Below are 25,827 nucleotides of genomic sequence, written 5' to 3'. Positions count from 1 at the left end.
GTCGAAGGGCTACACCTCGAACACCCTGAAGCGCCGGTCGTCCATGAGCTTGCGCAGGAGCGGCATGGCGACGTTGTAGACCGGCACGCCCTTCGGCGTGCGCGCCTCCAGCGTGCCGTGGTGCGAGTGGCCGTGGAAGACGGCCCGCGCCCCGAACGCCTCGCAGGGCCCGATGAGGCGGCTCGAGCCGAGGAACGGGCGGAGCTGCAGGTCCTCGCCCTCGGTGGTCTCGAACACCGGGGCGTAGTGCATCACCACCACCTTCTTCGGGATCTCGAGCTGCGCGAGCGCGGCCTCGAGCTTCAGCGCCTCGTTCACCGACTCCTGCACGAACGCCTTGATGGCGGGCTCGCCGAACGCCTGCAGCATCCCGCGCTCGAACCCGCCCGCGAACCCCTTCACGCCGGCGATGCCGATGCGGCGGTCGAACACGGCGTGGTCGCCGTCGAGCAGGGTGACCTTGGCCTCGGTCAGCACCCGGCAGATGTCGCGCACCACCCCGCCCTCGTAGTCGTGGTTGCCGAGCACGGCGGCGCAGGGGACCCGGAGCTGCGAGAGCACCTCCGCGAGCGTCTTCGCCTCGTCGAGCGTACCGTGGTCGGTGAGGTCGCCGGCGATGACCAGCCCCTCGGCCTCGCCGTTCACCATCCGCACCAGCTCGCGGAAGCGGCCGTGCTGGTCCGAGCGGCAGTGCAGGTCAGCCGCCGCCGCCAGGCGAAACGTCCGCTCCGCCTGCTGCGTCTGCGCCTGCTGCTCCGCCATGTCCCGCCCTCCCCGCCGGTCCCCGCTCCGCCTCGTCCCAGCGGCGGCCGTCGTGGAGCCCGAGCCGCTCCACGTCGTGCACGTACTGCACGCGCGACATCAGGCTCCCCCGGCACATCGCCACCGGGTGATCGCCGCTCCGCAGGTTCTCGAGCGTGCGCCCCACCAGCTCCTCGATCACCCGGTCCGGCACGATGGAGCGCGCGCCCGGGTAGGCGAACTGGAACAGGAGCAGGTGGGAGAACAGCACCTCCCAGTAGCGGTCGAAGCGCCGCAGCAGCCGGTCCCAGTCCATGCCCGCGCCGCAGGCGTGCAGCAGGTGGTTCACGTCGGCGCCGTCGTAGCGCTCGCGCTCCAGCACGAAGCTCTTCGACCAGATCATCTCCTCGGGCGGCGCGAGCAGCACCTCCACGTCCATCACCCGCCCCGGCCGCGCGTGGGTGAACCAGAGATCGTCCACCACCGCCACGCCGTTGCCGGACGAGAAGATGAGGTCCACGAACCACTCGCCCTGCCACGCCTTGCCGATCCAGCCGGAGTCGGTGATCTCGGTGCGGAACCCCGCGTCCTCCAGCACGCGGAACGCGGCGTCGAGGTCCTGCTCGCGCAGGAAGAGGTCGAGGTCCTTCGTGTCGCGGAAGATGCCGGTGTACTCGAAGAACGCGTACGCGCCCGCGACCAGGAACGGCACCCCGGAGCGGGCGAGCGCCCGCAGCGCGGTCGCCCGCGCGTCCAGCTCGCCCTGGCTCCGCTCCCGGATGGCGAGGTCCTCGCCCGGCCGTGTGCCCGCGCCCATGCCCGTCAACCTGCGGCGCCCCGCGGCGCGGGGCAAACCGGGCCCTCAGCCCTCCGGGTCGCCGCCGTCCTCGGGATCGCCGTGGCGCCGGCGGGGCGGCCGGCCGGCCAGGTCGGCCCGCGTCACCGCGCCCTCGCCGAAGCGGCCCGCCAAGGCGTCGAGCGCGGCGTTGAGCGCCTTGCGGCGCGACGCCTCGGGCGGCGGGGGAGCGGGCGCGCCGCCGAACAGCCCGAGCTGCCCGCGCTCCTCGTCGCCCGCGAAGCCGGAGACCGAGATGCCGGTGAGGCGCACCGGTCGGCGCAGGTCCACCCGCGCGAGCTGGGCGCACGCCGCGTCGAAGATGGCGCGGTCGTCGTCGGTGGCCCGCTCGAGCGTCACCCGGCGCGTCACCAGCGTGAAGTCGGCGTACTTCACCTTGAGCGTCACGACGTGGCCGGCCAGCCCCGCCGCGCGCAGCCGCCGCGCCACCGTGCCCGCCTGCGCGAGCAGCTCGCGCTCGAGCGCCGGCCGGCCGAGCAGGTCCTGGTCGAACGTGTCCTCGGCGCCGACCGACTTCGCCTCCTCGTCCGGCACCACCTCGCGCGGGTCCTCACCGCACGCGAGCGCGCGCAGGCCGCGCGCGTGCGTGGGCCCGAGCGCGGCGGCGAGCGCCGACTCGGGCATGCGGGCGAGGTCGCCGATGGTGGCGACGCCGATGCGGCGCAGCGCGGCCTCGGTCACCTCGCCCACGCCCCACAGCCGGCCCACCGGCAAGGGCGCCAGGAACGCCGCCACCCCGCCCGGCGGCACCACCACCAGCCCGTCCGGCTTGCCGAGGTCGGTGGCGATCTTCGCCGCCATCTTCACGTCCGCCACGCCGGCCGAGACCGCGAGCCCGCACTCGCCCCGCACCGCCGCCTTGATGGCCCGCGCGATGTCCGGCCCCCCGCCGTGCAGCGCCCGGCTGGCGGTGACGTCGAGGAACGCCTCGTCGAGCGAGAGCGGCTCCACGAGCGGCGTGTAGCGCCGGTAGACGTCGAACACCCGCCGCGACAGCTCCGAGTAGCGCCCGAAGCGGGGCGGGAGGAACACGCCGTCCGGGCAGAGCCGCCGGGCCCTGGCGGTGGGCAGCGCCGAGCGGACGCCGAACCTCCGGGCCTCGTAGCTGGCCGCGCACACCACCCCCCGGTTGCCGGTCCCCCCCACGATCACGGGGCGGCCGCGCAGCTCGGGGTGGTCGAGCTGCTCCACCGACGCGTAGAACGCGTCGAGGTCGAGGTGGAGGATGGTGCGGGGTCCCGGGGTCATCGGCCTCCTGTACATAGGACAACCCCCTGCCGTGCCCAACGGGGACGCCGCGCCACTTGATCCTGATCAAGTGGCCCGGTAAGTAGCGGCTTGCATGGACGGATCGGTGGCTACCCGCCGTATCGGTCCTCCGCGGGCCGGGATCGCGGAACGGATCTGGGACGCGGCCAGGGCCGAGTTCTCGAAGCGGGGGTACCACGGTGCCCGCGTGCAGGGGATCGCACGGGGTGCGTCCTGCAACGTGGCGCTCATCTACCGCCACTGGGCCTCGAAGCGCGCCCTCTACCTCGACATCCTGCGCGCGGTCTGGCTGTCGGCGGCGAACGAGCTGTCGCGCTTCGTCGAGAACGGCTCGGGCGGCCCGGAGGCGGTCATCGCCGCCTACCTCGACGCCATGATGCACGACGCGATGGGCGCGCAGATCCTGGTGCGCGAGTACCTGGACGGCGCCCCGTACCTGTCCCAGCTCACCACCGCCGAGCCGGCGCTGCTCGACCCGCTCCGGCGGGCGGCGGCGGTGATCGCCGAGGGCACCGACGGCGGCGTCGATCCGGTGCTGGCCGTCGTGACGGTGGGCGGCCTCGCCGCGCTGGTGGCGTCCTCGCGGGAGGCGATGCTGCCGATGGTCGGGCAGCAGCTCGCCCCCGAGGCCTGGCGCGCCCACGTGCTGCACGTGCTGGCGAACGGGCTCGCCCCGCGCGCCGGCGGCCCCCGGGGCTGAGCGATCGGCCCCTCGCCGCGGCGCACGCGAGCCTTTCCGGCGCGCCGGGGCGGGCGTAGGCTCGCGCACCATGAAGACGGACGTGGTGGTGGTCGGCGCCGGGCTGCAGGGCGCCTCGGTGGCGCTGCGCCTGGCGCAGGCCGGCAAGCAGGTGGTGGTGCTGGAGCGCGCGGTGCCGGGCGCAGAGGCCTCCTACGCGGCCGGCGGCATCCTCTCCCCCGGCGTCGAGGCGCTCGAGCCCGGCCCGTTCTACGCGCTCTGCGCCGCCTCGCTGGCGCGCTACCCGGCGTTCGCGCGCGAGGTCGAGGCCGCGAGCGGCATGTGGGTCGGCCTCCGCGGCGGCGGGACGCTCGAGATCGCGGTGGACGACCCGGAGGCCCGGCTCCTCGCCGGCCGCGCCGAGAAGCTCCACAAGGCCGGGCTGCCGGTGGAGGTGCTCGACGACGCCGAGGTGCGCCGGCTCGAGCCGGGCGTCTCGCCCGAGGCGCGCGGCGCGCTGTACTTCGCCGACGAGGCCTCGGTGGACCCGCGGCTGCTGGGCCGGGCCGTGTACGTCGCGGCGGCGCGCGCCGGGGCCCGCTTCGTCACCGGCAAGGTGGAGCGGATCGTCCACGAGGGCGGGCGCGCGGTGGGCGTGGACCACGCCGCCGGGCGCATCGAGGCGGACGCGGTGGTGCTCGCGGCGGGGAGCTGGAGCATGCAGGTGGAGGGGAACGGGCTGCCGCCCGGCGCGGTGCGCCCGGTGCGCGGCCAGATCGCGCTCCTCGACACCCGGCCGCCGCTCCTCTCGCGCGTGGTGTTCTCCGCGAACGGCTACGTGGTGCCGCGCGCCGACGGGCGGATCCTGTGCGGCTCCACCATGGAGGAGGTCGGGCACGAGAAGGCGGTGACCGCGGGCGGGCTGCGGCGCGTCCTCGACATCGCGCTCGAGATCGCGCCCGCGCTGGCGGGCGCGCCGGTCGTCGAGACCTGGTCCAACTTCCGCCCCGCCAGCCCGGACGGCTCGCCCATCCTCGGCGCGGGCACGGTGCCGGGGCTCCACTACGCCACCGGCCACACGCGGAACGGCATCCTGCTCGCGCCCATCACCGCCGACGCGGTGGCCGCGGCGGTGCTGGGGACGCCGCCGCCGGTGGACCTGGCGCCGTTCTCGCCGGCGCGCCTCGGGGCCGGGCGCCCGCAGGCGGCGGGCCGGAAGTAGGCGCGGGCCCGCCCGCCTTGCCCGGCGCCGCCCCGGGCCGCAGGTTTCCACCGGGCCCATGCGCGGCGCGCCGGACATCCGGGAGGTGCAGGACCACCTCTTCGACCGGCTCGCGCGGGGCCAGCTCCTCCTGCTGGTGGGCGCGGGCGCCTCGCGCTGGGCCGGGCTGCCGTCGTGGCGCGAGGCGGTGGCGGCGCTGGCGCGCGACCTCGTGCCGGTGCTCCGCGAGCGGCTCCCGGACGCGCCGGCGCGCTTCTCGCCGCCCGGGCCGGACGACCCGGTGGCGCTGGAGACGCTGCTCCGCGTCCCCGAGGCCCACCGCGCCCTCTGCGGCGAGGCGCGGCTGGTGGAGCGGCTCGCGGCGCTGTTCGACACCTCCGGCATCGACCCCGCGGGCCTGCCGCTGCACCGGCTCCTGGTCCGGCTGGCCGGGTTCGTGCCCGCGCTCTACACCACCAACTTCGACGACCTGCTGGAGCGGACGTTCGCCTGGGCGGGCCGCGCCTGCCAGGTGGTGGCGGCGCCGGACGACCTGCAGCGCTGGCGCCTCGACCCCGCCGGCGGCCGCTTCGTCTCGCGCTTCCCCGTCTACAAGCTGCACGGCACGCTCGACCGCCCCGCCACGCTGGTGGTGAGCGAGACCGACTTCCAGCGGCGCGCCAGCCTGGCCGCGCACGCCATCGACCTGCGCTTCTGCTCCGACGCGGTCGGCCGCGAGCTGCTGCTCGTCGGCTACGGGTTCAACGACCCGAACCTGCGCTGGATCTGGACCAAGCTGCGCGACCTGGAGGTGCTCCCGGTGGCCTGGTTCCTCGAGCTCGGGACCTCCACCGACCTCGACCTCGCCACGTTCGAGCTCGACCGGATCGCCCGCGTGGACCTGAGGGCCTCCGACCCCGTGCACCCGCCGGAGCTGCTCGCGTTCCTGGGCGCGCTCGCCGACCGGTGCGAGGCGGCGCTGGCCCCGCTCCCGCGCTGACCTCCCGGCCCGCCCCCGTCCCCCCGGACGCGGGGGACGGCGGGGTCCGCGCGCGCCCGGCGGGCGGGCGCCTGCGCCCTGGGCCCCACGGCTGGCGGCGCGGGCGCTCGCGGGCCGGGGGACCCCGGCTGGCGCGCCCCCGAGGGCTGTGGCAAGCTCGCGCCGATGTCTCTGCCGCTCCGCCGTGCGGCGGTCCTCCTGCTCGCTGCGGCCTGCACCCCGTCCACCGCTCCCGCGCCCGCCCCGGCGGCGCCGCCGGCGAACCACGTCGCGCGCGGGACGATCACGCCCGCCCGCTACGTCCCGCCGCCCGCCCGCGGGGCCCGGGTCCGCCCGGAGGCGTGCCTGCCGGGCGAGCCGTTCGCGGCGCCGAGCGCGCTCGCCGAGGAGGCGGTCGCGGCGCTGGACGCGGGCGCCCGCGAGCGCGCGCTGGCCTGCGCCGACGAGGCGCTGCGGCTCTCGCCGCGGATGGTGCCGGCGCTCACCGCGCGCGGGGCGGCGCTCGCCGCGCTCGACCGGCTCGACGAGGCGCGGCTCGCCTTCGCCCGCGCGCTGGCGGTGGATCCGGACGAGCCCGAGGCGCTGCTCGGCGCGGCCGAGCTGCACGTCCGCCGGCTGGGCTCCGCCCGCGACGCGCTGGAGGCCGGCCTCGAGTACGCGGTGCGCGGCGTGCGCAGCGCCACCCGTCCGCCGCGCAAGGACAAGGACCTCGCGGCCCGGCTCGAGCTGGTGGCCGGGATGGCCGAGAACGACCTCGGCCGCAGCCACCTGGCGCTCGCCCACCTCGAGCGCGCGCTCGCGGTCCGGCCGAAGGACCCGGACGCGCTCTACGAGCGCGGGGTGGCGCTGTTCGAGCTGTGCCGCTTCGGCGACGCGCGGCGCGCGTTCGAGCGGGCGCTCGCGATCGCGCCCGACGACCCGTGGGCCATCCACCAGCTCGGGCTGGTCGCCGAGCGCACCGGGGAGGGCCGGCGCGCGGCGGCGCTCCTGGCGCGGGCCCGGTCGCTCGCGCCGGACGACTTCAAGGACGAGCTGGCCGTGGACGCGGGCGCGTTCCGGGCCGAGGTGGAGGCCGCGGTGGCGGCGCTCCCCGCGGCCGAGCGCGAGGCGCTGAAGCTCGCGCCGGTGGAGATCCAGGACCTGCCCGACACCGAGGACCTCACCGCGGTCGAGCCGCCGCTCTCGCCGTCGATCCTCGGGCTCTACCGCGGCCCGCCCGCGGACGAGGCCTGCACCGAGGCCGACGGGCCCCGCTGCCGGAGCATCGTGTTCTACCGCAAGAACCTGCTCCGCTTCGCCCGCGACCGGGCCGAGCTCACCGAGCAGGTGCGCGTGACGCTCCTGCACGAGCTCGGGCACCTGCACGGCGAGTCGGACGACGAGCTGCGCGACCGCGGCCTCGAGTAGCCGCCCGGGCCGGGCAGCTCAGTGCCGCGTCCGCGGCGCGCCGGGCCGGGGCCGGCCCTCCTCTTCCTCGCCGGCCTCGCCTTCCTCGGCCTCCTCGCCCTCCTCGCCGGCGGCGGCGCGGCGGACGTGCACCGCCCCCACCTCCGGCGGCTCGGGCGGCTCCGGCTCGGACATGCTCGCGAGGTCGTCCTCCGGGCCGGGCAGGTCGCCCCCCGAGTCGGCGCCGAGCGGCGTGGGGGCCGCGCCGCCCACGTTCGCCGAGGGCACGAGCCGCTCGTCGTCGTCCTCCAGCCGCTCGCGCGGGATCTGCTCGGTGGGCCGGGCGGTCGGCTCCGGGTCGTCGTGGGGTGCGGTGGCCATGACCGCACCCTGCGCACCGCCGGCGGCGCCGGGAAGGCGCGGGCGACCGGTCAGGGCGCGAGCGTGCGGTAGAGCGCCTCGTACCTCGCCGCGCTGCGCTCCCAGCTGTTGTCCTCGGCCATGCCGCGCTCCACCAGCCCGCGCCAGGCGCGCCGGTCACGGAACACGTCGAGCGCGCGGCGGGTGGCGGTGAGGAGCGCCTGCGGCGTGTACTCGGCGAAGCGGAAGCCGGTGCCGCGGGCGAACCCGTCGAAGTCCTCCACCGTGTCGGCGAGCCCGCCCACCGACCGCACCACCGGGACGGTCCCGTAGCGGAGCGAGTACATCTGGTTGAGGCCGCAGGGCTCGAAGCGCGAGGGCATGAGGAACAGGTCGGCGCCCGCCTCGATCCGGTGCGCCAGCCCCTCGTCGAACCCGATGCGCGCCGCGACGCGGTCGGGGTGCTCGCGCGCGGCCCGCGCGAACGCCTCCTCGTACGCCGGGTCCCCGCTCCCGAGGAGCACCACCTGCACGTCGCGGGCGAGGAGCGCCGGCAGCGCCGCGGCCACGAGGTCGATGCCCTTCTGCTCGGCGAGCCGCGTCACCAGCCCCGCCAGCGGCGCGTCCCGCCGGACCGGCAGGCCCACCTCGCGCTGGAGCGCGGCCTTGCACGCCGCCTTGCCGGCGAGCTCGCCCGGGGTGAAGTGCGCGGGCAGGTGCGGGTCCCGGGCCGGGTCCCAGGCGTGCACGTCGATGCCGTTCAGGATGCCGTGCAGGTCGCGGGCGCGGTGCCGGAGCAGCGCGTCGAGGCTGGCCCCGCCCTCCGGCGTGAGGATCTCGCGCGCGTAGGTGGGCGAGACGGTGGTGAGCGCGTCCGCGAACGCCAGCCCGGCCTTCATGAACGAGAGCTGGTCGAAGAACTCCATCGCCTCCCAGCGGAACACCTCCCAGGGCAGGCCCAGCGCGGGCAGCACCTGCTTCGGGAACAGCCCCTGGTAGGCGAGGTTGTGGATGGTGAACACGGTCCGGGCGCCGGCGAGCGCCGGATCGCGCGCGTGCTCGTGGCGGAGGAGCCAGGGCCCGAGGCCGCACTGCCAGTCGTTGAGGTGCAGGATGCGCGGCCGCAGCCCCAGCGCGCCGGGCAGGGCCAGCGCCGCGCGGGTCAGGAACGCGAACCGCTCGGCGTTGTCGGGGTGGTCGCGCCCGCCGTCGCCGTACAGGCCGCGGCGGCTGCCGAACAGGTGCGGGTGCTCGACGAAGTAGACGGGCGCGGGCCCCCGCTTCACCCAGAGCGCCACCGGCTCGCCCCGCACGTGGAGCGAGGTCCTGACCGGCTGGAGCCCGGCCGCGCGCGGGTCGATCGACCCGTGGCGCGGCGTCACCACCACCACCTCGTTGCCGCGCTCGGCGAGCGCCCGCGGCAGCGCGCCGGCCACGTCCCCGAGCCCGCCCGTCTTCGACCAGGGGGCAACCTCCGAGGCGACGAACAGGATCTGCATCGAGCTCAGTATGGATCTTCCGGCGCGGCTAGCCGGGCATCTTGCGCAGGAACTCCGCGGCTTCCTCGGGCGGGACCGGGTTGATGTGGAACCCGGAGCCCCACTCGAACCCGGCCACCTGCGTGAGCGCCGGCATCACCTCGATGTGCCAGTGGTAGCTCGGGCTCTGCGCGTCGCGGAGCGGGTTGGAGTGGACCATGAAGTTGTAGGCGGGCTTGCCGAGCGCCCCCCCCAGGCGGCGCAGCGTGCTGCCCAGCGCCTCCGCGCACAGCGCCAGCCGCTCCTTGGGCTCGGCCTCGTAGTTCGACTGGTGGCGCTTCGGCATGATCCAGGTCTCGAACGGGCTCCGCGGGGCCCAGGGCGCGAACACCACGAACTCGTCGTTCTCGAGCACCAGCCTCGCGCGCTCCTTCCGCTCCTGCCCCACGATGTCGCAGAAGATGCAGCGCTCCTTCAGGTCGTGGTGGCGGCGGGCGCCCTCGATCTCCTCGATCACCTGCCGCGGCACCACCGGCAGCGCGATGAGCTGCGAGTGCGCGTGCTCGAGCGAGGCGCCGGCCAGGTGGCCGTGGTTCTTGAACAGCAGGATGTACTTGAAGCGCAGGTCGTTGCGCAGGTCGAGGATGCGCGCCTTGAACGCGAACAGCACCTCGGTGAGCTCGGCCGCGGAGAGGTCCTCCATGGACCGGCCGTGGTCCGGCGTCTCGACGATCACCTCGTGGGCGCCGATCCCGTTCATCCGGTCGTAGATGCCCTCGGCCTGGCGGTCCAGCTCGCCCTCGATCTTGAGCGCCGGGAAGCGGTTCGGCACCACCCGCACCTTCCAGCCCGGCGCGTTGGGCGGCGCGGAGGGGGCCCGCCCCGCCACGTACACCTCGCGCGGCGTCATGCCCTCGTTGCCGGGGTCGAACGGGCACAGCCCGCCCTGCGGCGCGGGCGCCGCCCGCTGCATGTCGGAGGGGCGGCGGGCGCGCTCGGTGGCGATGATCACCCAGCGGCCGACGATGGGGTCGCGGCGGAGATCCGGCATGCGGGGCCCTAGCCCTCCTCCGCCGGCGCCGCCCCCGGCTCCACCGGCTCGTGGCGCGGCGGGCGCCGGAGCGTCGAGCCCACCGCGGCGCCGGCGAGCATGAGCGTCGCGCCGCCCAGGTACGGCGCCGCGAACCAGAGCTGGCTGTACGCGTGGGTGGCGGAGATGGGGCCGGCGATGCGCCCCAGCGCGGCGGCGGACTGGCCGATCCCGAGCGTGCCGCCCTGGTCCTCGGCGCGCGCCGAGCGCGAGATGAGCGAGGTGAGCGACGGGGTGGTCAGGCTCGAGCCGAACGCGAGCGGCACGGTGGCGACGAGCAGGCCCGCCACCGAGCCGGCGTAGGGCAGCGCCGCGAGCGCGGCGGCCTGCAGGAGCAGCCCGGCCACGAGCAGCGCCCGCTCGCCGAAGCGGCGGCTGAGCGGGCCGATGAGGCCGCCCTGGACCACCGTCGCGACCACGCCGATGAGCGCGAACACGTAGCTCACCTGGCGCTGGTCGAGCCCGTAGCGGTGCACCGCGAGCAGCGCGAACGTCGCCTCCATCCCGCTGAACGCGAGGATGGCGATGAAGTAGATGAGGATGAGCCGGCGGATCCCGGGCCGGCTCACGCCGCCGAGCAGCGCCTCGAGGTGCGGCCGGCGCTCGGCCTGGACGTGCGCGGCCGGCTCGGGCAGCACGAAGAACGCCGCCACGCCGTTCACCGCCGCGAGCGCCGCCGCCGCGTAGCCGGGCGCGGAGAGCGAGATGGCCGAGAGCAGGCCGCCGATGGCCGGCCCGAGCACGAAGCCGAGCCCGAACGCCGCGCCGATGAGCCCCATGCCGCGCGCGCGCCCCTCCGGCGGCGTCACGTCGGCGATGTACGCCTGCGCGATGGCGATGTTGGCGGTGGCGGCGCCGGCGAACAGGCGCGAGACGAGCAGCCACGCGAAGCTCGGGGCCAGCGCGTAGCCCAGGAACCCGACCGCCGTCATCACGATCGAGACGAGCAGCAGCGGCCGGCGGCCGTGGCGATCCGAGAGCCGGCCCCAGATCGGCGTGAAGACGAACTGCATGGCCGAGTAGCCGGTCATCAGCCACCCGATCTGCGCGTCCGGCGCGCCGAGCCGCTCGGCGTAGAGGGCCATCACCGGGATGACCATCCCGAAGCCGAGCAGATCGATGAAGACGATGACGAAGAGGATCGCGAGGGCGGACCGGTTCTTCACGCGGGCGCGAGGATAACCCGGCCAGGGGCGGGGCGCAGGCTTTCCTGCCGGGCCGGGGGCGGCGCCGGGAGCGCCTGGCTCGGTCCGGGGATTGACTCACGCGCGCGAGGCGGGGAATCGCGGGGCGGCGGCGCTACCACGCCACGCGATCGCGTCCCGCGTTCTTGGCGCGGTACAGGTGGCCGTCGGCGCGCGCGAACACGTCGGCGCCGTCGGCGTCGCCGGGCGCGAGCTCGGCGCAGCCGAGCGACACGGTCACGCGCAGCGCCTGCCCGCCCGCCTGCACCGGCTCGGTGCCCACCGCCCGGCGGACCCGCTCGGCCACCTCGGCGGCGGCGGCCACATCGGCGCCGGGGAGGATGGCGGCGAGCTCCTCGCCGCCGATGCGCGCCAGGAGATCGCCGGCCCGCAGCGCGGCCGCGGCGCGGCGCGCCACCTCGGCGAGCGCGACGTCGCCGGCGGCGTGGCCGTGCCGGTCGTTGACGTCCTTGAAGCGATCCACGTCGAGCACCGCCACGGCGAGCCGGGCGCCGCCGCGCCGCGCCCGCGCCACCTCGCGGCGGAGCGACTCCTCGAAGGCGCGGCGGTTGGGCAGCCCGGTGAGCGGATCGCGCAGCGCCAGGTCCGCGAGGGCGGCGAGCTCCGACTCCTCGGCGTCGCCGGCGCGCAGGTACCGCGCCACGAACGGGCCGACCTGCACCCGGTCGCCCGGGGCGAGCCGGTGCACCGCCACCTCGCGCCCGTTCACCCAGGTCCCGTTGGTCGAGCCGAGGTCCAGCACCAGGTGGCCCTCGCCGTCCGGCACCACGCGGGCGTGCCGGCGCGAGACGTCGCCCGCGGGCAGCGACACCGCGCAGGACGGATCGCGCCCGAGCACCACCTCGCCGTCGAGCGGCACGCGCAGGCCGAGCGCGCCGTCCCCGGCCACGAACACGAGGCAGTGGCCGGCCGCGGCGGCGGCGCGCTCCTCCGGGGTCCGGACGCGGGTGGGATCGTCGGCCATGCGACCGCGAGTCTACACCGGGCCCCCGCGCGCCAGGCGCACGACGCGCTACACCCGCCAGTGGATGCGCTCGAAGTCCTGGTCGGGCACGGTGAGCGTGAGGTAGCCGTAGCGCGGCAGCCGCTCCACCTCGACCTCGCCGCGGAGCGCGTGGACGGCGAGGTCGATCCGGTCGCCCGGCGACAGGCCCAGCCCCGCGAACGGCAGCTCCAGCTCCGCCACCTGCGCGAACGCGAGCCGGCCCAGCGCCTTGCCGCGCCAGGCGCCGGGGCGCGGCGCGCCGTCCGGCTCGAGCGGGAAGTCCACCCAGCGCTGGCCGTCGCGGGAGCGCACCGACACGCGCACGTGCGTCGCGACCTCGGCGGCGCGCGCCGGCGACTCGGCCGGATCGAGCCGGAGGTACAGCGCGGCGAGGTCGAAGCCGAAGCGGAGCACGTGGAACGCCTGCGCGCCGCCGTACATCGAGCCGCGGTGCTGGCCGGGCCGGTACAGGCCGGCGCCCTGCCACTCGAAGTAGGTCGTCTCCCGGCCGTCCAGGGCCGGGGTGAGCAGCATCACCGGCTCGCGGAGCGGCTTCGCCTCGAGGCCGCCCGGCGCCGGCGCGCCGGCGCGCTTGATGGGCGCCTGCGACTCGGGCGGCGGGTCCACGCCGCAGAGCAGCGCCGCCCGGTTCACGTGCGCGCGGAACAGCGCGTCGAACTCCGCCGCCTGCTCGGTGGTGAAGTCCTCGCCGTACCACCAGTACCAGTCCGACGCCTCGGCGGCGTACAGGTGCCGGCGCGCGCGGGCGAGCCGCTCGGCGGGGAGCTCCCCCTTCTCCTCCGCCTGCGCGAGCGCCTCGCGGACGCGGCCCAGCGCCGTCCACGCCTCGCAGTCCTCGCGGTGGCCGATCCAGATCCGGAACGAGGCCTCGATCCAGGAGCCGGTGTGGATGCGCGCGATGGGCGGGCCCCCGGGGGCCGCCGTCGCCTCGGACATCGTCACGGTCTCGACGCGGTCCGACCGCTCCAGCGCGTCGTAGAGCCGGTCGAGGAAGTCGTGGCCCGAGCTCGGGTAGTGCTCCCAGGCGTTCTCGCCGTCGAGGAACACGCCCACCGTCGGCGCGCCGGGCTGCCCGTCCCGCGCCCACGCGTCCGCCACCGCGCGCACGTGCGCGGAGAAGTCGGCCACCGCCTCGGCGGCCGGGACGCGCGCGTAGGTGAAGCCGATGACGTCGGAGAGCGCGCGGTCGCGGAACAGCATCCGGAGCTCGCGCCCGGCGCCGGCCGCGACGCGCCAGGGCCGGTAGACCGAGCGCAGGCGCGGCGCCGCCGCCGGCAAGGACTGCAGCAGCACGCCCTCGTCGCTCGCGGCCCAGCCCACGCCCTCGGTGGCGAGGATCTCGAGCGCCTCCGGCGAGACCGAGCCCTCCGCCGGCCACATGCCGGCGGGCGGCCGCCCGAACCGGCGCGCGTGCGACGCGATCGCCTCGCGCACGTGCCAGCGCGCGTCCTCGGGGTGGGCGAAGCGCGGGGGGAGCGGGATGCCGGGCAGCGCGCGGTGCGCGGCGTCGGTGTCGCAGAGCAGCGGGAGGATCGGGTGGTAGTACGGCGTGGTGGAGAGCTCGACCTGCCCGCGGTCCTGCAGCGCGCGCCAGCGCGGCACGACGCCGGCCGCGATGCGCCGCTGCACCTCGAGCACCGCGTCCACGTCGGCGCGGGTGTAGCCGCGCCCCTTCTCCCGCAGCGCGCGCACCGCCGGCTCGTCCGCCTGCGCCCCGAAGCCCATCCAGGCGAGGTTGAACAGCGCCTGCAGGTCCTGGAGCTCCTGGTCGTCGAAGGACTGGGCGAGCCGCGCCAGGTCCACCCCGCGCAGCTCGCGCCCGCGCTTCTGGAGCAGCTCCCAGTAGCGCGGCATGGGCTTCACGTTCGTCTCCCACCCGACCATGAAGAAGGAGCGGAGGATCTGCTGGCGGTCCTCGGGGCCGAGGTCGGCGGGCGGGCGTGCGCTCAGCTCGAGCAGTCGGTCCTGCGCGGTCCCCTGCGCGTAGTCCTCGAGCTGCTCGAGCAGGACCGGGGTGAAGTTCACGGTGCAGCGCACGCCCGGGTGGCGCTCCAGCATCCAGGCCATGTCGTGGTAGGCGCGGGTGGCGTGCAGCCGGACCCACGGCATGAGGTAGGCGCCCGTCTCCGGCTCGCGGTACGGGGGCTGGTGCATGTGCCAGAGGAGCGCGAGGCGAACGGGCGTCATCTGGCGGGACGGTAGAACGCGGACGCCCCGCGCGCAAATGCGCCCGGCGCCTCGGCGGCGGCGGCGGGCGACCGGGGCTGCTCCCGCCCTCGCCGGCGGGCGCGCGAGGTCACGGGCCCCGCGCAGCAGGAGTGGGGCCCCGCCGAGCTCTGCTCGGTGGGGCGAGGGCGCAGCCCTCGTCGCGAACCTAGCGTCGGGCGCGGCGTGCGGCGCCGGCCCTCGCCGGCGCCGGCGGCGCGCCCGACGCCGTGAAGGCCGGGCCTCCCTCGCCCCGGACCTTCCACTCCTCCCAGAGGTTGAGGAGCAGGGCCACGTCGGCCACCGGCACGCGCTCGCGCAGGTGCGGGAACTCCCCGGCGAACGCGCGGTAGAACTCGTGGTAGCGGAGCGGGGTGAAGTAGCGGAGCAAGGTCTCGCGCCCGGCCGCGTCCACGTCCAGGAACTCGACGCCGAAGCCGGCCTCGAGCTCCGGGTCGTCGCCCGGCACCGTGTGCGCCACCCGGGCGCGGATCGCGAGCGGGCCGCCCGGCAGCCCCAGCTCGACGAACAGCTCCAGCCCCTCGCGCAGCAGGAACGAGGAGGAGAGGAACACGCCGCCCAGCCCGAGGTTGCGCGAGGTGCAGTGGGCCTCGAACTTGAGGCCGCGCTCGCCGGGGATGTACAGGCGGCAGGGAAGCTCGACGTCGATGCGCTCGTAGCGGCGTGGCTCGGTCACGGTGCGGATTCCCCTAGCGGAAGATCTTGCCGAAGCCGCGCGCCTTCAGCTCGCCCATCTCCTTGGCGAGCCGGCCCAGCCGCTCGGTCTTGTCGGCCACCTCGCGCTGCAGCCGCGCGATCTTCTGGTCGCGCTCGGCGACCTGCGCGGCGATCGCGTCCTTCTCCTGCGCGGCGCGCTTCAGCGCCTCGCCCGGCGCGGCGGCCGGCAAGGGCGCCGGCGCGGCCCGGGCCGCCTCGGCGGCGGCCTCCGCGTCGGCGGCGCGCCGGAGCGCCTCGGCGAGCCGGTCCTCCAGCTCCGCGGCGCGGGCGGCGGCCCGGCGGACCGCCTCCGCCTCCTCGGCGGGCGCGGGCGCGGCGAGCGGGCGGGCCGTCAGCTCCGCCACCTGCGCCTCGAGCCGCTGGATCTCCTTGCGCAGGAGCGCGCCCTCGCCCGCGCGCGCGGCGAGCTCGTCGCGGAGCCGGCTCAGCTCGCCGGCCCCGCCCAGCGCGCCCGAGGCGGTGAGCGACTGGAGCCGCTGCTCGATCTCGTCCTTCTCCCAGCGCACCGCCTGCAGCTCGGCCTCGAGCTCCGCCGCCTGCGCCCCGGCCACGTCGGCGGCGCTCCGGGCGGCGGCGAGCTCCGCCTCCAGCCCGGCGTCTCGCGCCGGCGTCGCCGGGCGGGCCTCGGCCGCGGCGGCGCGGGCCTCCGCCGCGCGGGCGGCCGCCTCCGCCTGCTCCGCGCGCGCCTCGGCCGTCCGGACCGCCGCGCCCTGCTCCGCCTCGTGCGCGGCGCCGGCCTCCTCCAGCCCCTCGAGGCGCGCCAGCGCCTCCGCCGCGCGCGCCTCCACCAGGTGCGCCCGCTCCGCCTCGCTCTCCAGCCGCGCCTCCAGCTCGGCGACCCGCGCCTCGAGCGCCTCGCGCACCGCGGCGGCCTCCCCGGCCGCGGCCGCCGCGCCGGCCAGCGCGGCGGTGAGCTGCTCCACCTCGCCCGCGCCCGCGGCGAGCGCCTCGGCCCGCGCCTCGGCCGCCTCGCGCAGCTCGGCGTCGCGCGCCGCGTCGGCGCGCTCCCGCTCGACGAGGACGGCGCGCGCGGCCTCCGCCTCCCCGGCGAGCCGCTCGGCGCGCGCGCGGGCCGCGTCGGCCTCGGCGCGCAGCGGCTCCGCCTCCGCGGCGGCCTGCGCGCGGGCGGCCTCGGCGCTCCGGAGCTCGCCGGCCAGGCGCCCCGCCTCCTCGCGCGCCGCCTCGGCGTCCACCAGCGCCCGGCCGGCCTCGGCCCGGGCCGAGCCCGCGTCGAGGCGCGCCACCTCCTCCGCCGCGCGCGCCTCGGCCAGCGCCTCGCGGCCGCGCTCCGCCTCGGCCTCCAGCGCCGCGATCCGGTCGCGCGCCTCGCGCAGCGCCGCCTCCGCCTCCGCCGCCTCGTGCGCGCGGGCCTCCAGCGCCTCCTCCAGCTCCGGCAGCCGGGCCTCGCCCACCGAGGCGCGCTCCAGCGCCGCCTCCAGCGCGGCCTTGGCCGCCTGCGCCTCGGAGCGCGCCGCCTGCAGCGCCGCCTCGGCCTCCGCCGCCGCCTCGCGCCGCTCGGCCAGCGCGGCGTCGGCCCGCGCGCGGGCCTCGTCCGCCTGCGCCACCGCCCCGGCCTGGGTCGCGAGCGCGGCCCGCGCCTCGGCGAGCTCGTGGGTGCGCTCCGCGATCACGACCTCGGCCCGCTCCAGCTCGGCCCGCGCGTCCGCCGCGCCGCCGCGCTCGGCGTCGAGCATCGCCTCCAGCTCCCGCGCCCGCGCGTCGCCCAGCTCGGCGCCGGCGCGGAGGCGGTCCACCTCCGCCTCCACCGCCTCGCGCGAGCGGCGCAGGTCGTCCACGCCCGCCCGGATCGCGTCCAGCTCGCGCGCGAGCGCCTCGCGGGCGGCGAGCGCCGCGTCCCGCGCGTCGGCGGCGGCCGCGGCCGCCTGCTCGGCGCGCGCGGCGCGGTCGCGATCCGCGGCGGCCTCGGCGAGCACGCGGTCCCGGGCGCGCGCGGCGTCCACCCCGGCGGCGACGGCCGCGTCCAGCTCGGCGCGGAGCCGCTCGCGCTCCTCGGCGGCCTCGTCGCGCTCGCCGAGCGCGAGATCGCGGGCCGCGAGCGCCTCGGCCCGCTCGCGCAGCGCGTCGGCGGCGAGCGCCCGCACCGCGGCGGAGGCCGCGCCGGCCGCGCCCTCCTCGAGGAGCGGCCCCGCCGGCAGCGCCACCAGCGTGAAGCCCGACAGCCCGCAGGGCGCGTCGCCGCACACCGCCACGTACGCCGCCGTCTCGGCGGTCCCGGCGAGCGAGCCGTCCATGGACAGCTCCGGCTCCTCGCCGGAGCCGCCGCCCATCCCGAACACCCAGCCCAGCGTGGCCGACTGCGCCGCCACCTCCACCTGCGGGAAGCGGCCCACCAGCGCGCCCACGAACGCCTCGTACCCCGGCGGCGCCGCGCCGCGCGGCTCGCCGGCGAGATCGGCGAGGCCCGGTCCGCCCGCGTCCACCGCGGTGACGAGCCGGCCGCCCGGCGCGAGCAGGCGCGCCAGCGCCGCGGCGCGGCCGGGGTCGGCGGCGAGCGCCGCGCCGTCGGCGAGCAGCACCACGTCGAAGGCGCCGGCGGGCAGGTCCTCGGGGCGGGCCGCGCGGAACTGCACGTAGGGTGCGTGCGGCCCGCGCGCCGCGGCGCCGAGCGCGGCGCCGTCCTCCTCGATGGACACGACCTCGGCCGCGCCCCGCTCGGCGAGGAAGCCGGCGGTCGCCCCCTCGGTGGCGGCCGCCGCGCCGATCTCGAGGATCCGCCGTCCCTCGAGGAGGGGCTCGACGAACGCGTAGCGCGCGAGCAGCTCGCCGGTGCCGTTCCGGGCGTGAAAGGAGGCCATGGCGCCGGATGGTACACCGGCGGAGGGCCGGTCCGTGCGCGGCGCCGGGGCGGCGGGGGTGCGCGGGCGCCCTACCGCCCCTCGCCGGACGGGGGCAGCTGGGCGGCCGGCCCGGCGGGCGCGGCGGCCGGCGGGGCGGCCGGCGCGTGATCCGGCGCCGGGGCGGCGGCGGGGGCCGGCTCGCCCGCGGCGGGCGGCGTCCCGGCGCCCTGCTCCGCGGCGGCGGGCTCGGCCCTGGCCGCGGTGCGGATCGCGCCGAGGGTGGCGTCCACCGCGGGCTCGAGCTGCTTCAGGAGCAGCTGCGCGTCCATGGCGCGGGACGAGCGGGAGCCGGCGGTGACCCGGAGCTTCTCGGCGGCGTCGCGCAGCTCGGCGGCGGCGCGCTCCAGCAGCCGCCGCGCCTCGTGGTAGCCGGACTCGGCGCGGATGGCGCCGAGCTCGTCGCGCTGCGCCGGGGAGATCCCGGCCAGCCGCTCGGCGCGCCCGAGGTACCCGAGGCCGCGCTCGAGGCGGGCCGGGTCGCCGGTGGCGACCTCCTCCCGCGCCCAGCCGGCGAGCAGGTCGAACAGCCCCTGGTCGAGCAGGCTCCGCTCCTCGAAGGCGCGCTCGGCCGGGAGCGGCTTCCCCGGCGGCGGCACGAGCGGCGCGTAGGCGGCGGCGAGCGCCGGGTCGTCGGTGGCGAACGCCTGCCGCCCCACCGGCAGCATGAGCCCCTTCATCACCACCAGCCGGCCCTCGTCCGGCACCAGGTACCAGGTGCGCGCGTTCCGCTCGGAGGCGAGCCACGCCACCACGCCGGCGAGGCCCAGGATGGCCACCCAGGCGAGCAGCGCCTTCGCGCCGGATCCGGCGCGCGCGCGCGTGGTCTCGTCCGCCATGTCGATGTCCTCCGGGAGCTACTTTCGCGGAACGCCGATGAACGGCAGGTTCCGCATCTTGCCGTCCCAGTCGAGCCCGTAGCCCACCACGAACTCGTCGCCGATGACGAAGCCGCGGTAGTCGATGGGGATCTTCACCTGCGCCCGCGCCGGCTTCTCGAGCAGCGCCGCGATCCGCACGCTGGCCGGCTTGCGGGTGGAGAGGTTCTCGAGCAGGTACCGCATGGTGAGGCCGGTGTCGATGATGTCCTCGACGAGCAGCACGTCCTTGCCGTCGATGGGCCGGGTCAGGTCGCTCGTGATCTGGACGACGCCGGTGGTGCGCGTGCCCTGGTACGAGCTGATGCCGATGAAGTCCACCGACAGCGGCAGGTCGATGGCGCGCACCAGGTCGGCGAGGAAGATGAAGCTGCCCTTCAGCACGCCGATGACGACGAGGTTCTTCCCCGCGTAGTCGCGGGTGACGTCGGCGCCCATCTGCTCGACGCGGGCCCGGAGGTCCGCCTCGGAGATGAGCACGTCGAGGCCGGCGCGGCTGCTAGACATAGGCGTTGTTCATGATCTCCCCGAAGCCGCCGCCCCCGGGGACGATGTACTGGTGGTCGTCGAGCCCGCGCTCCTCGTCCCAGCGCGTGCCGGGGACGGTGGCGAGGACGTCGGGCGGGGAGAGGCCGCGGTCGAGCCGGATCGCGTAGATCCGCACGTCGGGGTGGGCTTTCGTCATGTTGCGCAGGTACTCGGGGGTGACGATGAGGTGGATGTTCACGATCCGCCTCGCCTTGCCGGGCACCTTCTTCTTGTAGGTCTCGATGGCGGTCGCGAGCGACGAGCCGGTCGCGCCCATCGGGTCGGGGAACAGCAGGAACGCGTCGTCCACGTCCCCGCCGATCTTCATCCCGCCGATGCCGGCGCCCACGACCTCCTCGTTCTCGCCCAGCATCCGGCTCATGATGATGTGGTCCTGGCGGACCAGCGACGGCTCGAGCGTCTCGTTCAGCAGGTCGTAGACGAGCTGCGACGGCACCGCGCCGGCGCGGGCGATGTTCACCGTCACCGCGCGCACCTGCCGGTCCACCACCTCGCCCTCGAAGATCGCCTGCGGCGAGCTGTCGATCATGCGGGTGGGGACCGCCACCCGGCGCCGCGGGAACTCGTGGTTCATCACGGTGCGGATGAGGTCCTCGTACAGCAGCCGGACCAGACGGTTGATGGCCGGCTGGCGGGTCTCCTTCGAGCACAGCGTCGCGAGCGCGCCGAGCAGGAAGGGGTTCGCGACGATGTGGACGTTCTCGCCGTACCGGTGCTCGATCTCGCTCATCCGGTAGGGGACGTGGTCGTAGCTCAGGTCTCGCACGGGCCGGGAGCATAATGCGGGTCGGCCCGGAAGCCTCCTGCCAAATTTGCGCGCCCCGGCCGCGGGGAGCCGGCGCCGGGACGCTCGCCGGCGGCGCACCGCGCCGGTCTCACTTCACGTCGATGACGCCCTGGAACATCTTCATGCCGCAGGAGAAGCGGAGCTCGCCCGTCTTCTGCGGCACGAGGCGCACCATCACCGTCTCGTTGAGCGGCAGCGGCACGTTCATGCCGAGGTCCGGGATGACGATCTCGGTGGCGCACGTCTCGTCGGTCACCCGGGTCATGACGAGCGTGAGCGGGCGGCCCGCCCTGGCCTCGATGCGCCAGGGCTCGTAGCCGTTCTTCGTCACGGTGACCTTCACCACCTGCTCCTTCGCGTCGTCGCCCTTGCAGGCGGGCGCGAGCGCGAGGACGGCGGCGAGGGCGGCGAGCGGCAGGATCGCGGTGCGGGTCATGGCGGGTGCTCCTCCGGGCGTCGCGCCGCGGCGGAGGCCGCGGGGCGGTGGGCATCCTAGCGCGGCCCCGCCCGCCCCGCCGCGGAGCGCGTGGGGGCCCGGAACGTCGCGGGCGCGGAGGCGAGCTGCCCCCGCGCCCGTGGCGCCCGGCGCGGAGGCCGCCGCTACGGCGCGACGGCGCCGGCGGGCGCCGGGGCCGGCGCGCTGGCCGCGGCGGTCGCGGACACCGCCGCCTGCGGCACGTAGCCGGACTTGCCGTCGGCGGTGCGCACGCGCAGGAAGCCGCGGATCGGCTTGTCGGACGCGGTCACCGTGGTGCCGGCCGCCACGGTCCCGAGGACCTTGGCGAGCCCGTCCGGACCGGAGCGGAGCTCGGCGGCCTGGACGACGGTCGCGGGGTGCTCGGCGGCGGGCGCCGAGGAGAGCTTGAGCACGGGCTCGGGAGCGAAGGCGCTGCGGCAACCGGCCGCGGCGAGCAGCGCGGCGCAAGCCGCCGCGCGGGCGAACGTCGAGTTCATTTCGGTGTTCCTCCGAAGAAGAGGCGCGCCGGCCGCGCGTGCGGTCCGCGCCCTCGGGGACAGAGAGTAAGCGCGCGCGCCTCCGTGACACGCGCATCGGCGCGCGGGCCCGGCGCACCGCCGCGCCTGGGCGTGATAGAGGCCTGTCCGTGCGCCTCGTCACGCTCGCCCCGGCCAAGGTGAACCTCGTGCTGCGCGTGGGCCCCGTCCGCGCGGACGGGTACCACGACCTGCGCACGCTCATGGTCCCGCTCGATCTCGGCGATCGCGTGGACGTGCGCGTCTCCGCGCGCCGCGGCCCGGTCCGCTGCACGGTGCCGGGCCGGCCCGAGCTTCACGGTCCGGAGAACCTGGCGGCGCGCGCGGCGGAGGCGTTCCGGCGGCGCTTCGGCGTCGATCGCGCGGTGTCGATCCGGATCGAGAAGCGGACGCCGGTGACCGCCGGGCTGGGCGGGGGCTCGTCGGACGCGGCGGCGGTGCTCCGCTGCCTCGCCCGCGCGTTCCGCGTGCGCGACCGCGCCGCGCTCGCCGCGCTCGCGCTCGAGATCGGCTCGGACGTGCCGTTCTTCCTCGGGCCGGGGCCGGCCTGGGCGGCCGGGCGCGGCGAGCGGCTCTCCCCCGCCGACGTGCCGCCGCTCGACCTCGTGCTCGTGTACCCGGCGGATCCGTCGCTCGCGATCCGGGCCGGCGACGCCTACCGCTGGCTCGACGAGGCGCGCGCCGGCGGGCCGCAGGCCCCCCGCCGTCTGGGCCGTCCGGGGCGGTGGCGGCCGTCCCTGCTGGGGAACGATCTCCAGGCGCCCTGCGTGGCACGCAAGCCCGCGCTCCAGGCGCTGCTTGGGCTGCTTGTGGGGGCGGGGGCGACGGCCGCTATAATGTCCGGCAGCGGGCCGACGGTCTTCGGAGTCTTCCCGGGCCGAGGCGCGGCGCGCGGGGCGGCGTTAGCGATCCAGGGCAGGGCGAAGGGGGGCGCGGCGGGCGTGCAGGTCCTCCTCGCGCGGACGGTGCGACGGCATCCGAGGGTATCGCCATGGAGATCACCGAGGTCCGCGTCTTCCCCGTCAACGAGGAGAAGCTCAAGGCCTACGTGACGATCACCCTCGACCACTGCTTCGTGATCCGCGATCTGAAGGTGATCCACGGCAACACCGGCCTGTTCATCGCCATGCCGGCCAAGCGCCGCAAGGACGGCACGTTCAAGGACATCGCCCACCCGCTCAACTCGGACACGCGCGAGAAGATGGAGCGCACCATCCTCGCCGAGTACGACCGCGAGCTGAAGAAGGGCGCGGCGGCGCCGGCGCGGGCCACCGGCACGGATCCCCACGAGGACTGAGCCGCGGATGCGGTTCACGCAGCGCCCGGTCGACGGCGTGGGACCCATCCGGTATAAGGGCGCCCTTTCGACGATCCGACGTCCGGCGACGGCCTCCGGGCGTGCGCGTCGCCTTCCATCTTTGCGGGATTGAAGGGAGCCAGGGCGCCATGGCGAGCAACGGTCACTACCCCGACTACCGGGTCTTCTGCGGCAACGCGAACCGGCCGCTGGCGGAGGCCATCGCGAAGGAGCTGGGGCGCCCGCTGGCGCGCGCGACCGTCGGCCGCTTCTCCGACGGCGAGATCCAGGTCGAGATCGGCGAGAACGTCCGCGGCCTGGACACGTTCATCATCCAGTCCACCTCGCCCGACGCGAACACCAACCTGATGGAGCTGCTCATCATGATCGACGCGCTGAAGCGCGCGTCGGCCGGCTCCATCAACGCGGTGCTGCCGTACTACGGCTACGCGCGCCAGGACCGGAAGGTCGCGCCCCGCGTGCCCATCACCGCGAAGCTCATCGCCGACCTCATCGAGGCCGCCGGCGCGACGCGCGTCGTCTCGATGGACATGCACGCCGGGCAGATCCAGGGCTTCTTCAACGTGCCGTTCGACCACCTCTACGCCGCGCCGGTGCTGCTCGAGCACATGCGCAAGCGCTTCGACGGCCTGACGCAGGACCTCGTGATCGTCTCGCCGGACGCGGGCGGCGTCGAGCGCGCGCGCGCCTACTCGAAGCGGCTCGGCGCCGGCCTCGGCATCGTGGACAAGCGGCGCACCAAGCCGAACGTCGCCGAGATCATGAACGTCATCGGCGACGTGAACGGGAAGGTGGCGGTGCTGCTCGACGACATGATCGACACCGCCGGCACGCTCACCCAGGCCGCCAACGCGCTCGTGGACAAGGGCGCGACGCGGGTGTTCGCGTACGCGACGCACGCGGTGCTGTCCGGCCCGGCGGTGGACCGGATCATGAAGAGCCCGATCGAGGAGGTGGTGGTGACCGACTCGATCCAGCTCGCCCCGCCCGCCGCCTCCTGCCCGAAGATCCGGACGCTGTCGGTCGCCGGCCTGCTCGCCGAGGCCATCCGGCGGATCCACTCGGCCGATTCGCTGTCGTCGCTGTTCGTTTGAACGAGGGCTGCGCCCTCGCCCCGCCGAGCGAGGTCCCCGCGGGGAGGGGTTGCACCCCTCCCCAGCCTTTGGCTGGGGCCCTCCCGGCTGGCGGTCGTTGGCGGGCGAGATCCAGAACCCTTGACCTCGCGGGGGTTTTCGGCTAATTCCCCGCGTTCCCGACGGCCCCTCGACGAGCGAGTGGCCTCCGACAACCACCCAGGGCCCATGCGCTTGTTCGCGACGGCCCCCCGCGCGCTCCGGAGCGAGGCGCGAGTCCATTGGGAGGAAAAGATGGCAGAGAACGTCCTCAGCGCCCAGAAGCGCACCGAGCAGGGCAAGGGTCCCGCCCGCCGGCTTCGCCAGCAGGGCCTCATCCCCGCGGTCGTCTACGGCGGCAAGCGGGAGCCCACCCACGTCGCGCTCGACCCGGCCACGCTGCTGAAGGCCATCGAGACGCCCCACAAGTTCAACACGCTGCTCGAGCTGCAGGTGGAAGGCGCCTCGAAGCACGTGCTGTTCAAGGACTACACCGTCGATCCGGTCACCCGGAAGCTGCTGCACGCGGACTTCCTCGAGGTGAGCATGGACCAGCCGGTGAAGGTGAACGTCCCGGTGGTCACCGTCGGCCGCGCCGCCGGCGTGGCCGAGGGCGGCATCCTCTCGGTCGCCGCGCACGCCATCGTGGTCGAGGCGCTGCCGAACAAGATCCCGGTGCGCATCGAGGTGGACGTCACCGAGCTGAAGATCGGCCGGTCGCTCCACGTCTCGGAGCTGAAGGCGCCCGAGGGCTGCAAGTTCAAGTTCCAGACGGACTACGTGGTCGTCTTCGTCGCGGTGCCCGAGAAGGAGGAGGTCGCGGCGCCGGTCGCTGCGGCGGTCCCGGGCGCGGCTCCTGCCGAGGGCGCGGCTCCGGCCGCGGGCGCTGCGGCTCCGGCCGCCGGCGCGGCCCCGGCCGCGGGCGCTGCCCCTGCCAAGGGCGGCGAGGCCAAGGGCGGCGACAAGGGCAAGAAGTAAGGGCGTCGCTTGAAGCTCGTGGTCGGCCTCGGCAACCCCGGCGAGGAATACGCCCGCACCCGCCACAACGTCGGCTTCGTGGTGGCGGATCGGCTGGCGCAGCTCGCGGGGGCGAGCTTCACCGCGAAGAAGTTCGCGGCGGAGCTCGCCGAGGCCCGCCTCGGGCCGGAGCGGGTCTGGATCCTGAAGCCCCAGACCTACATGAACCACTCCGGCGAGGCGGTCGGCGCGGCCCTGCGGTTCTGGAAGCTGGGGCTCGACGACCTCGTGGTGGTGCACGACGACCTGGAGCTGGAGCCGTTCCGCGTCCAGCTCAAGGTCGGCGGCGGCCACGGCGGGCACAACGGCGTGAAGAGCGTGAACGCCCACGTGGGCAGCCCCGAGTACGCGCGCGTGCGCGTGGGCGTGGGCCGCCCGCCACCGCGGATGGACCCGGCCGACTACGTGCTGGGGAAGTTCGCGAAGGGCGAGGATGCCGAGCTCGACCTGTGCGTCGAGCAGGCGGTCGAGGCGACGCGGCTCGCGGTCGAGCTGGGCGCCGCGAAGGCGATGAACCAGGTGAACCGCCGCTCCCGCGCGGCGGAGTGAAGCGAGGCAGCACCGGACGCGCCGGCATCGGGCCGGCGGGCCGGATTGGCGGGAACGACTCCTCGCGGCGGGCGAACCGCCGCTACCGAACCCGAGGGGAGCGACATGGCAGAGACGAAGCAGCTCGTGCGCGAGTACGAGACGATCTACCTGCTCAAGTCCGAGACGCCGGACGAGCAGGTGGACGAGATCAAGGAGCGCCTGCGCGGGGTGGTGAGCCGCCAGGGTGGGAAGGTGATCCGGTTCACCAACCAGGGCAAGCGCAAGACCGCCTTCCCGGTCGCGAAGAACGCGAAGGCCCTGTACATGCACTGCCTGTACATCGGCAAGCCCGGGCTCGTGACCGAGCTCGAGCGCAACCTCAAGATGATCGACGTGGTCACGAAGTTCCAGTCGGTGAAGCTGGCCGACGGCGTGGACTTCGACGCCCGCCAGGTCGAGGCCGACGTGAAGATCCAGGCCGTCGATGACGAGCAGAAGCCTCGCGAGGAGCGCCCCGAGGGCGGCGAGGAGCCGTTCGAGGCCGAGGCGCCGGAAGGGCAGGAGGAGTGAGCC

The 25,827-nt window shown here is 76.1% G+C and carries 26 protein-coding genes; 10 read left to right on the top strand and 16 right to left on the bottom strand.

The genetic code is table 11. The annotated features are described in order from the left end of the window. Window positions 1–9: 9 nt before the first annotated feature. The 3 genes from ADEH_RS00745 to ADEH_RS00735 are packed head-to-tail and all read right to left on the bottom strand — an operon-like array spanning window position 10 to window position 2,845. The gene (locus tag ADEH_RS00745) at window positions 10–762 is read right to left on the bottom strand and encodes a metallophosphoesterase family protein (protein WP_011419203.1); all 753 of its coding nucleotides are present in this window, start codon (window positions 760–762) and stop codon (window positions 10–12) included. Further along, the gene (locus ADEH_RS00740) at window positions 698–1,558 is read right to left on the bottom strand and encodes a nucleotidyltransferase family protein (RefSeq protein WP_011419202.1); all 861 of its coding nucleotides are present in this window, start codon (window positions 1,556–1,558) and stop codon (window positions 698–700) included. Before ADEH_RS00740 ends, ADEH_RS00745 begins: the two co-directional genes overlap by 65 nt. Before the next feature lie 45 nt (window positions 1,559–1,603). Continuing rightward, the gene (locus ADEH_RS00735) at window positions 1,604–2,845 is read right to left on the bottom strand and encodes a DNA polymerase IV (protein ID WP_232287399.1); all 1,242 of its coding nucleotides are present in this window, start codon (window positions 2,843–2,845) and stop codon (window positions 1,604–1,606) included. A gap of 208 nt (window positions 2,846–3,053) precedes the next feature. Between ADEH_RS00735 and ADEH_RS00730 the strand changes: the two genes are divergently transcribed. The 4 genes from ADEH_RS00730 (at window position 3,054) to ADEH_RS00715 (ending at window position 7,153) form a co-directional block, all read left to right on the top strand. Next, window positions 3,054–3,566 carry a TetR/AcrR family transcriptional regulator gene (locus tag ADEH_RS00730; RefSeq protein ID WP_232287398.1) on the top strand — a complete coding sequence of 171 codons (513 nt, stop codon included), beginning with the start codon at window positions 3,054–3,056 and terminating at the stop codon, window positions 3,564–3,566. 70 nt (window positions 3,567–3,636) lie between these two features. Beyond that, a complete protein-coding gene (thiO, locus tag ADEH_RS00725) occupies window positions 3,637–4,767 on the top strand; it encodes a glycine oxidase ThiO (RefSeq protein ID WP_011419199.1) in 1,131 nt (376 codons plus the stop codon). Between the two features lie 58 nt (window positions 4,768–4,825). Beyond that, the gene (locus ADEH_RS00720; RefSeq protein ID WP_011419198.1) at window positions 4,826–5,746 is read left to right on the top strand and encodes an SIR2 family protein; all 921 of its coding nucleotides are present in this window, start codon (window positions 4,826–4,828) and stop codon (window positions 5,744–5,746) included. 165 nt (window positions 5,747–5,911) lie between these two features. After that, complete coding sequence (locus tag ADEH_RS00715; RefSeq protein WP_011419197.1) at window positions 5,912–7,153, top strand: metallopeptidase family protein; 1,242 nt, start codon at window positions 5,912–5,914, stop codon at window positions 7,151–7,153. Window positions 7,154–7,171: 18 nt separating this feature from the next. On the opposite strand, the gene ADEH_RS00710 is transcribed toward ADEH_RS00715, so the two are convergent. The 13 genes from ADEH_RS00710 to ADEH_RS00650 all read right to left on the bottom strand — a co-directional run bounded on the left by ADEH_RS00710 (window position 7,172) and on the right by ADEH_RS00650 (window position 21,237). Further along, window positions 7,172–7,513, bottom strand: coding sequence for a hypothetical protein (locus ADEH_RS00710; RefSeq protein WP_011419196.1), 342 nt, complete (start codon window positions 7,511–7,513; stop codon window positions 7,172–7,174). A 50-nt stretch (window positions 7,514–7,563) separates the two neighbouring features. Then, window positions 7,564–8,991, bottom strand: a complete 1,428-nt coding sequence (gene glgA / locus ADEH_RS00705; protein WP_011419195.1) for a glycogen synthase GlgA — start codon at window positions 8,989–8,991, stop codon at window positions 7,564–7,566. 28 nt (window positions 8,992–9,019) lie between these two features. Then, complete coding sequence (locus ADEH_RS00700; protein ID WP_011419194.1) at window positions 9,020–10,021, bottom strand: galactose-1-phosphate uridylyltransferase; 1,002 nt, start codon at window positions 10,019–10,021, stop codon at window positions 9,020–9,022. A gap of 8 nt (window positions 10,022–10,029) precedes the next feature. Next, the gene (locus ADEH_RS00695) at window positions 10,030–11,226 is read right to left on the bottom strand and encodes an MFS transporter (protein WP_011419193.1); all 1,197 of its coding nucleotides are present in this window, start codon (window positions 11,224–11,226) and stop codon (window positions 10,030–10,032) included. Window positions 11,227–11,359: 133 nt separating this feature from the next. Continuing rightward, entirely contained in the window at window positions 11,360–12,229 is an 870-nt protein-coding gene (locus ADEH_RS00690) for a diguanylate cyclase (protein WP_011419192.1), read from the bottom strand. A 48-nt stretch (window positions 12,230–12,277) separates the two neighbouring features. After that, window positions 12,278–14,458: a glycoside hydrolase family 57 protein gene (locus ADEH_RS00685; RefSeq protein WP_011419191.1), complete on the bottom strand. Its 2,181-nt coding sequence runs from the start codon at window positions 14,456–14,458 to the stop codon at window positions 12,278–12,280. Window positions 14,459–14,645: 187 nt separating this feature from the next. After that, window positions 14,646–15,173 carry a PilZ domain-containing protein gene (locus ADEH_RS00680; protein WP_011419190.1) on the bottom strand — a complete coding sequence of 176 codons (528 nt, stop codon included), beginning with the start codon at window positions 15,171–15,173 and terminating at the stop codon, window positions 14,646–14,648. 13 nt (window positions 15,174–15,186) lie between these two features. Further along, the gene (locus ADEH_RS00675) at window positions 15,187–18,030 is read right to left on the bottom strand and encodes a methyltransferase domain-containing protein (RefSeq protein WP_011419189.1); all 2,844 of its coding nucleotides are present in this window, start codon (window positions 18,028–18,030) and stop codon (window positions 15,187–15,189) included. Window positions 18,031–18,101: 71 nt separating this feature from the next. Beyond that, on the bottom strand, window positions 18,102–18,908 hold the full coding sequence (locus tag ADEH_RS00670; protein ID WP_011419188.1) for a hypothetical protein: 807 nt from the start codon (window positions 18,906–18,908) through the stop codon (window positions 18,102–18,104). A gap of 18 nt (window positions 18,909–18,926) precedes the next feature. Then, on the bottom strand, window positions 18,927–19,454 hold the full coding sequence (gene hpt, locus ADEH_RS00665; RefSeq protein ID WP_011419187.1) for a hypoxanthine phosphoribosyltransferase: 528 nt from the start codon (window positions 19,452–19,454) through the stop codon (window positions 18,927–18,929). Continuing rightward, window positions 19,447–20,262, bottom strand: a complete 816-nt coding sequence (locus tag ADEH_RS00660) for a uracil phosphoribosyltransferase (RefSeq protein WP_012524212.1) — start codon at window positions 20,260–20,262, stop codon at window positions 19,447–19,449. Before ADEH_RS00660 ends, hpt begins: the two co-directional genes overlap by 8 nt. Before the next feature lie 109 nt (window positions 20,263–20,371). Beyond that, window positions 20,372–20,719, bottom strand: a complete 348-nt coding sequence (locus ADEH_RS00655; RefSeq protein WP_011419185.1) for a cupredoxin domain-containing protein — start codon at window positions 20,717–20,719, stop codon at window positions 20,372–20,374. 164 nt (window positions 20,720–20,883) lie between these two features. Then, on the bottom strand, window positions 20,884–21,237 hold the full coding sequence (locus ADEH_RS00650) for an SH3 domain-containing protein (RefSeq protein WP_011419184.1): 354 nt from the start codon (window positions 21,235–21,237) through the stop codon (window positions 20,884–20,886). 149 nt (window positions 21,238–21,386) lie between these two features. On the opposite strand from ADEH_RS00650, the gene ispE reads away from it, so the two are divergent. The 6 genes from ispE to rpsF all read left to right on the top strand — a co-directional run bounded on the left by ispE (window position 21,387) and on the right by rpsF (window position 25,824). Beyond that, window positions 21,387–22,328, top strand: coding sequence for a 4-(cytidine 5'-diphospho)-2-C-methyl-D-erythritol kinase (gene ispE / locus ADEH_RS00645; protein WP_011419183.1), 942 nt, complete (start codon window positions 21,387–21,389; stop codon window positions 22,326–22,328). Then, window positions 22,268–22,573 (top strand): septation regulator SpoVG, encoded by a 306-nt coding sequence (gene spoVG, locus ADEH_RS00640; protein WP_011419182.1) that lies wholly within the window; start codon window positions 22,268–22,270, stop codon window positions 22,571–22,573. The genes ispE and spoVG overlap by 61 nt, the downstream gene beginning before the upstream one ends. A 149-nt stretch (window positions 22,574–22,722) precedes the next feature. Next, entirely contained in the window at window positions 22,723–23,688 is a 966-nt protein-coding gene (locus ADEH_RS00635; RefSeq protein WP_011419181.1) for a ribose-phosphate pyrophosphokinase, read from the top strand. 273 nt (window positions 23,689–23,961) lie between these two features. Next, window positions 23,962–24,684: a 50S ribosomal protein L25/general stress protein Ctc gene (locus tag ADEH_RS00630; RefSeq protein ID WP_011419180.1), complete on the top strand. Its 723-nt coding sequence runs from the start codon at window positions 23,962–23,964 to the stop codon at window positions 24,682–24,684. Window positions 24,685–24,693: 9 nt separating this feature from the next. Then, a complete protein-coding gene (gene pth, locus ADEH_RS00625; protein WP_011419179.1) occupies window positions 24,694–25,272 on the top strand; it encodes an aminoacyl-tRNA hydrolase in 579 nt (192 codons plus the stop codon). Between the two features lie 105 nt (window positions 25,273–25,377). Continuing rightward, on the top strand, window positions 25,378–25,824 hold the full coding sequence (gene rpsF, locus ADEH_RS00620; protein WP_011419178.1) for a 30S ribosomal protein S6: 447 nt from the start codon (window positions 25,378–25,380) through the stop codon (window positions 25,822–25,824). Window positions 25,825–25,827 lie beyond the last annotated feature (3 nt).

This window comes from Anaeromyxobacter dehalogenans 2CP-C, from assembly GCF_000013385.1.
Taxonomy (GTDB): Bacteria; Myxococcota; Myxococcia; order Myxococcales; family Anaeromyxobacteraceae; genus Anaeromyxobacter; species Anaeromyxobacter dehalogenans_B.
The sequence above is the reverse complement of the archived record's forward strand: the minus strand, read 5'-3'. Positions and strand labels throughout refer to the sequence as shown.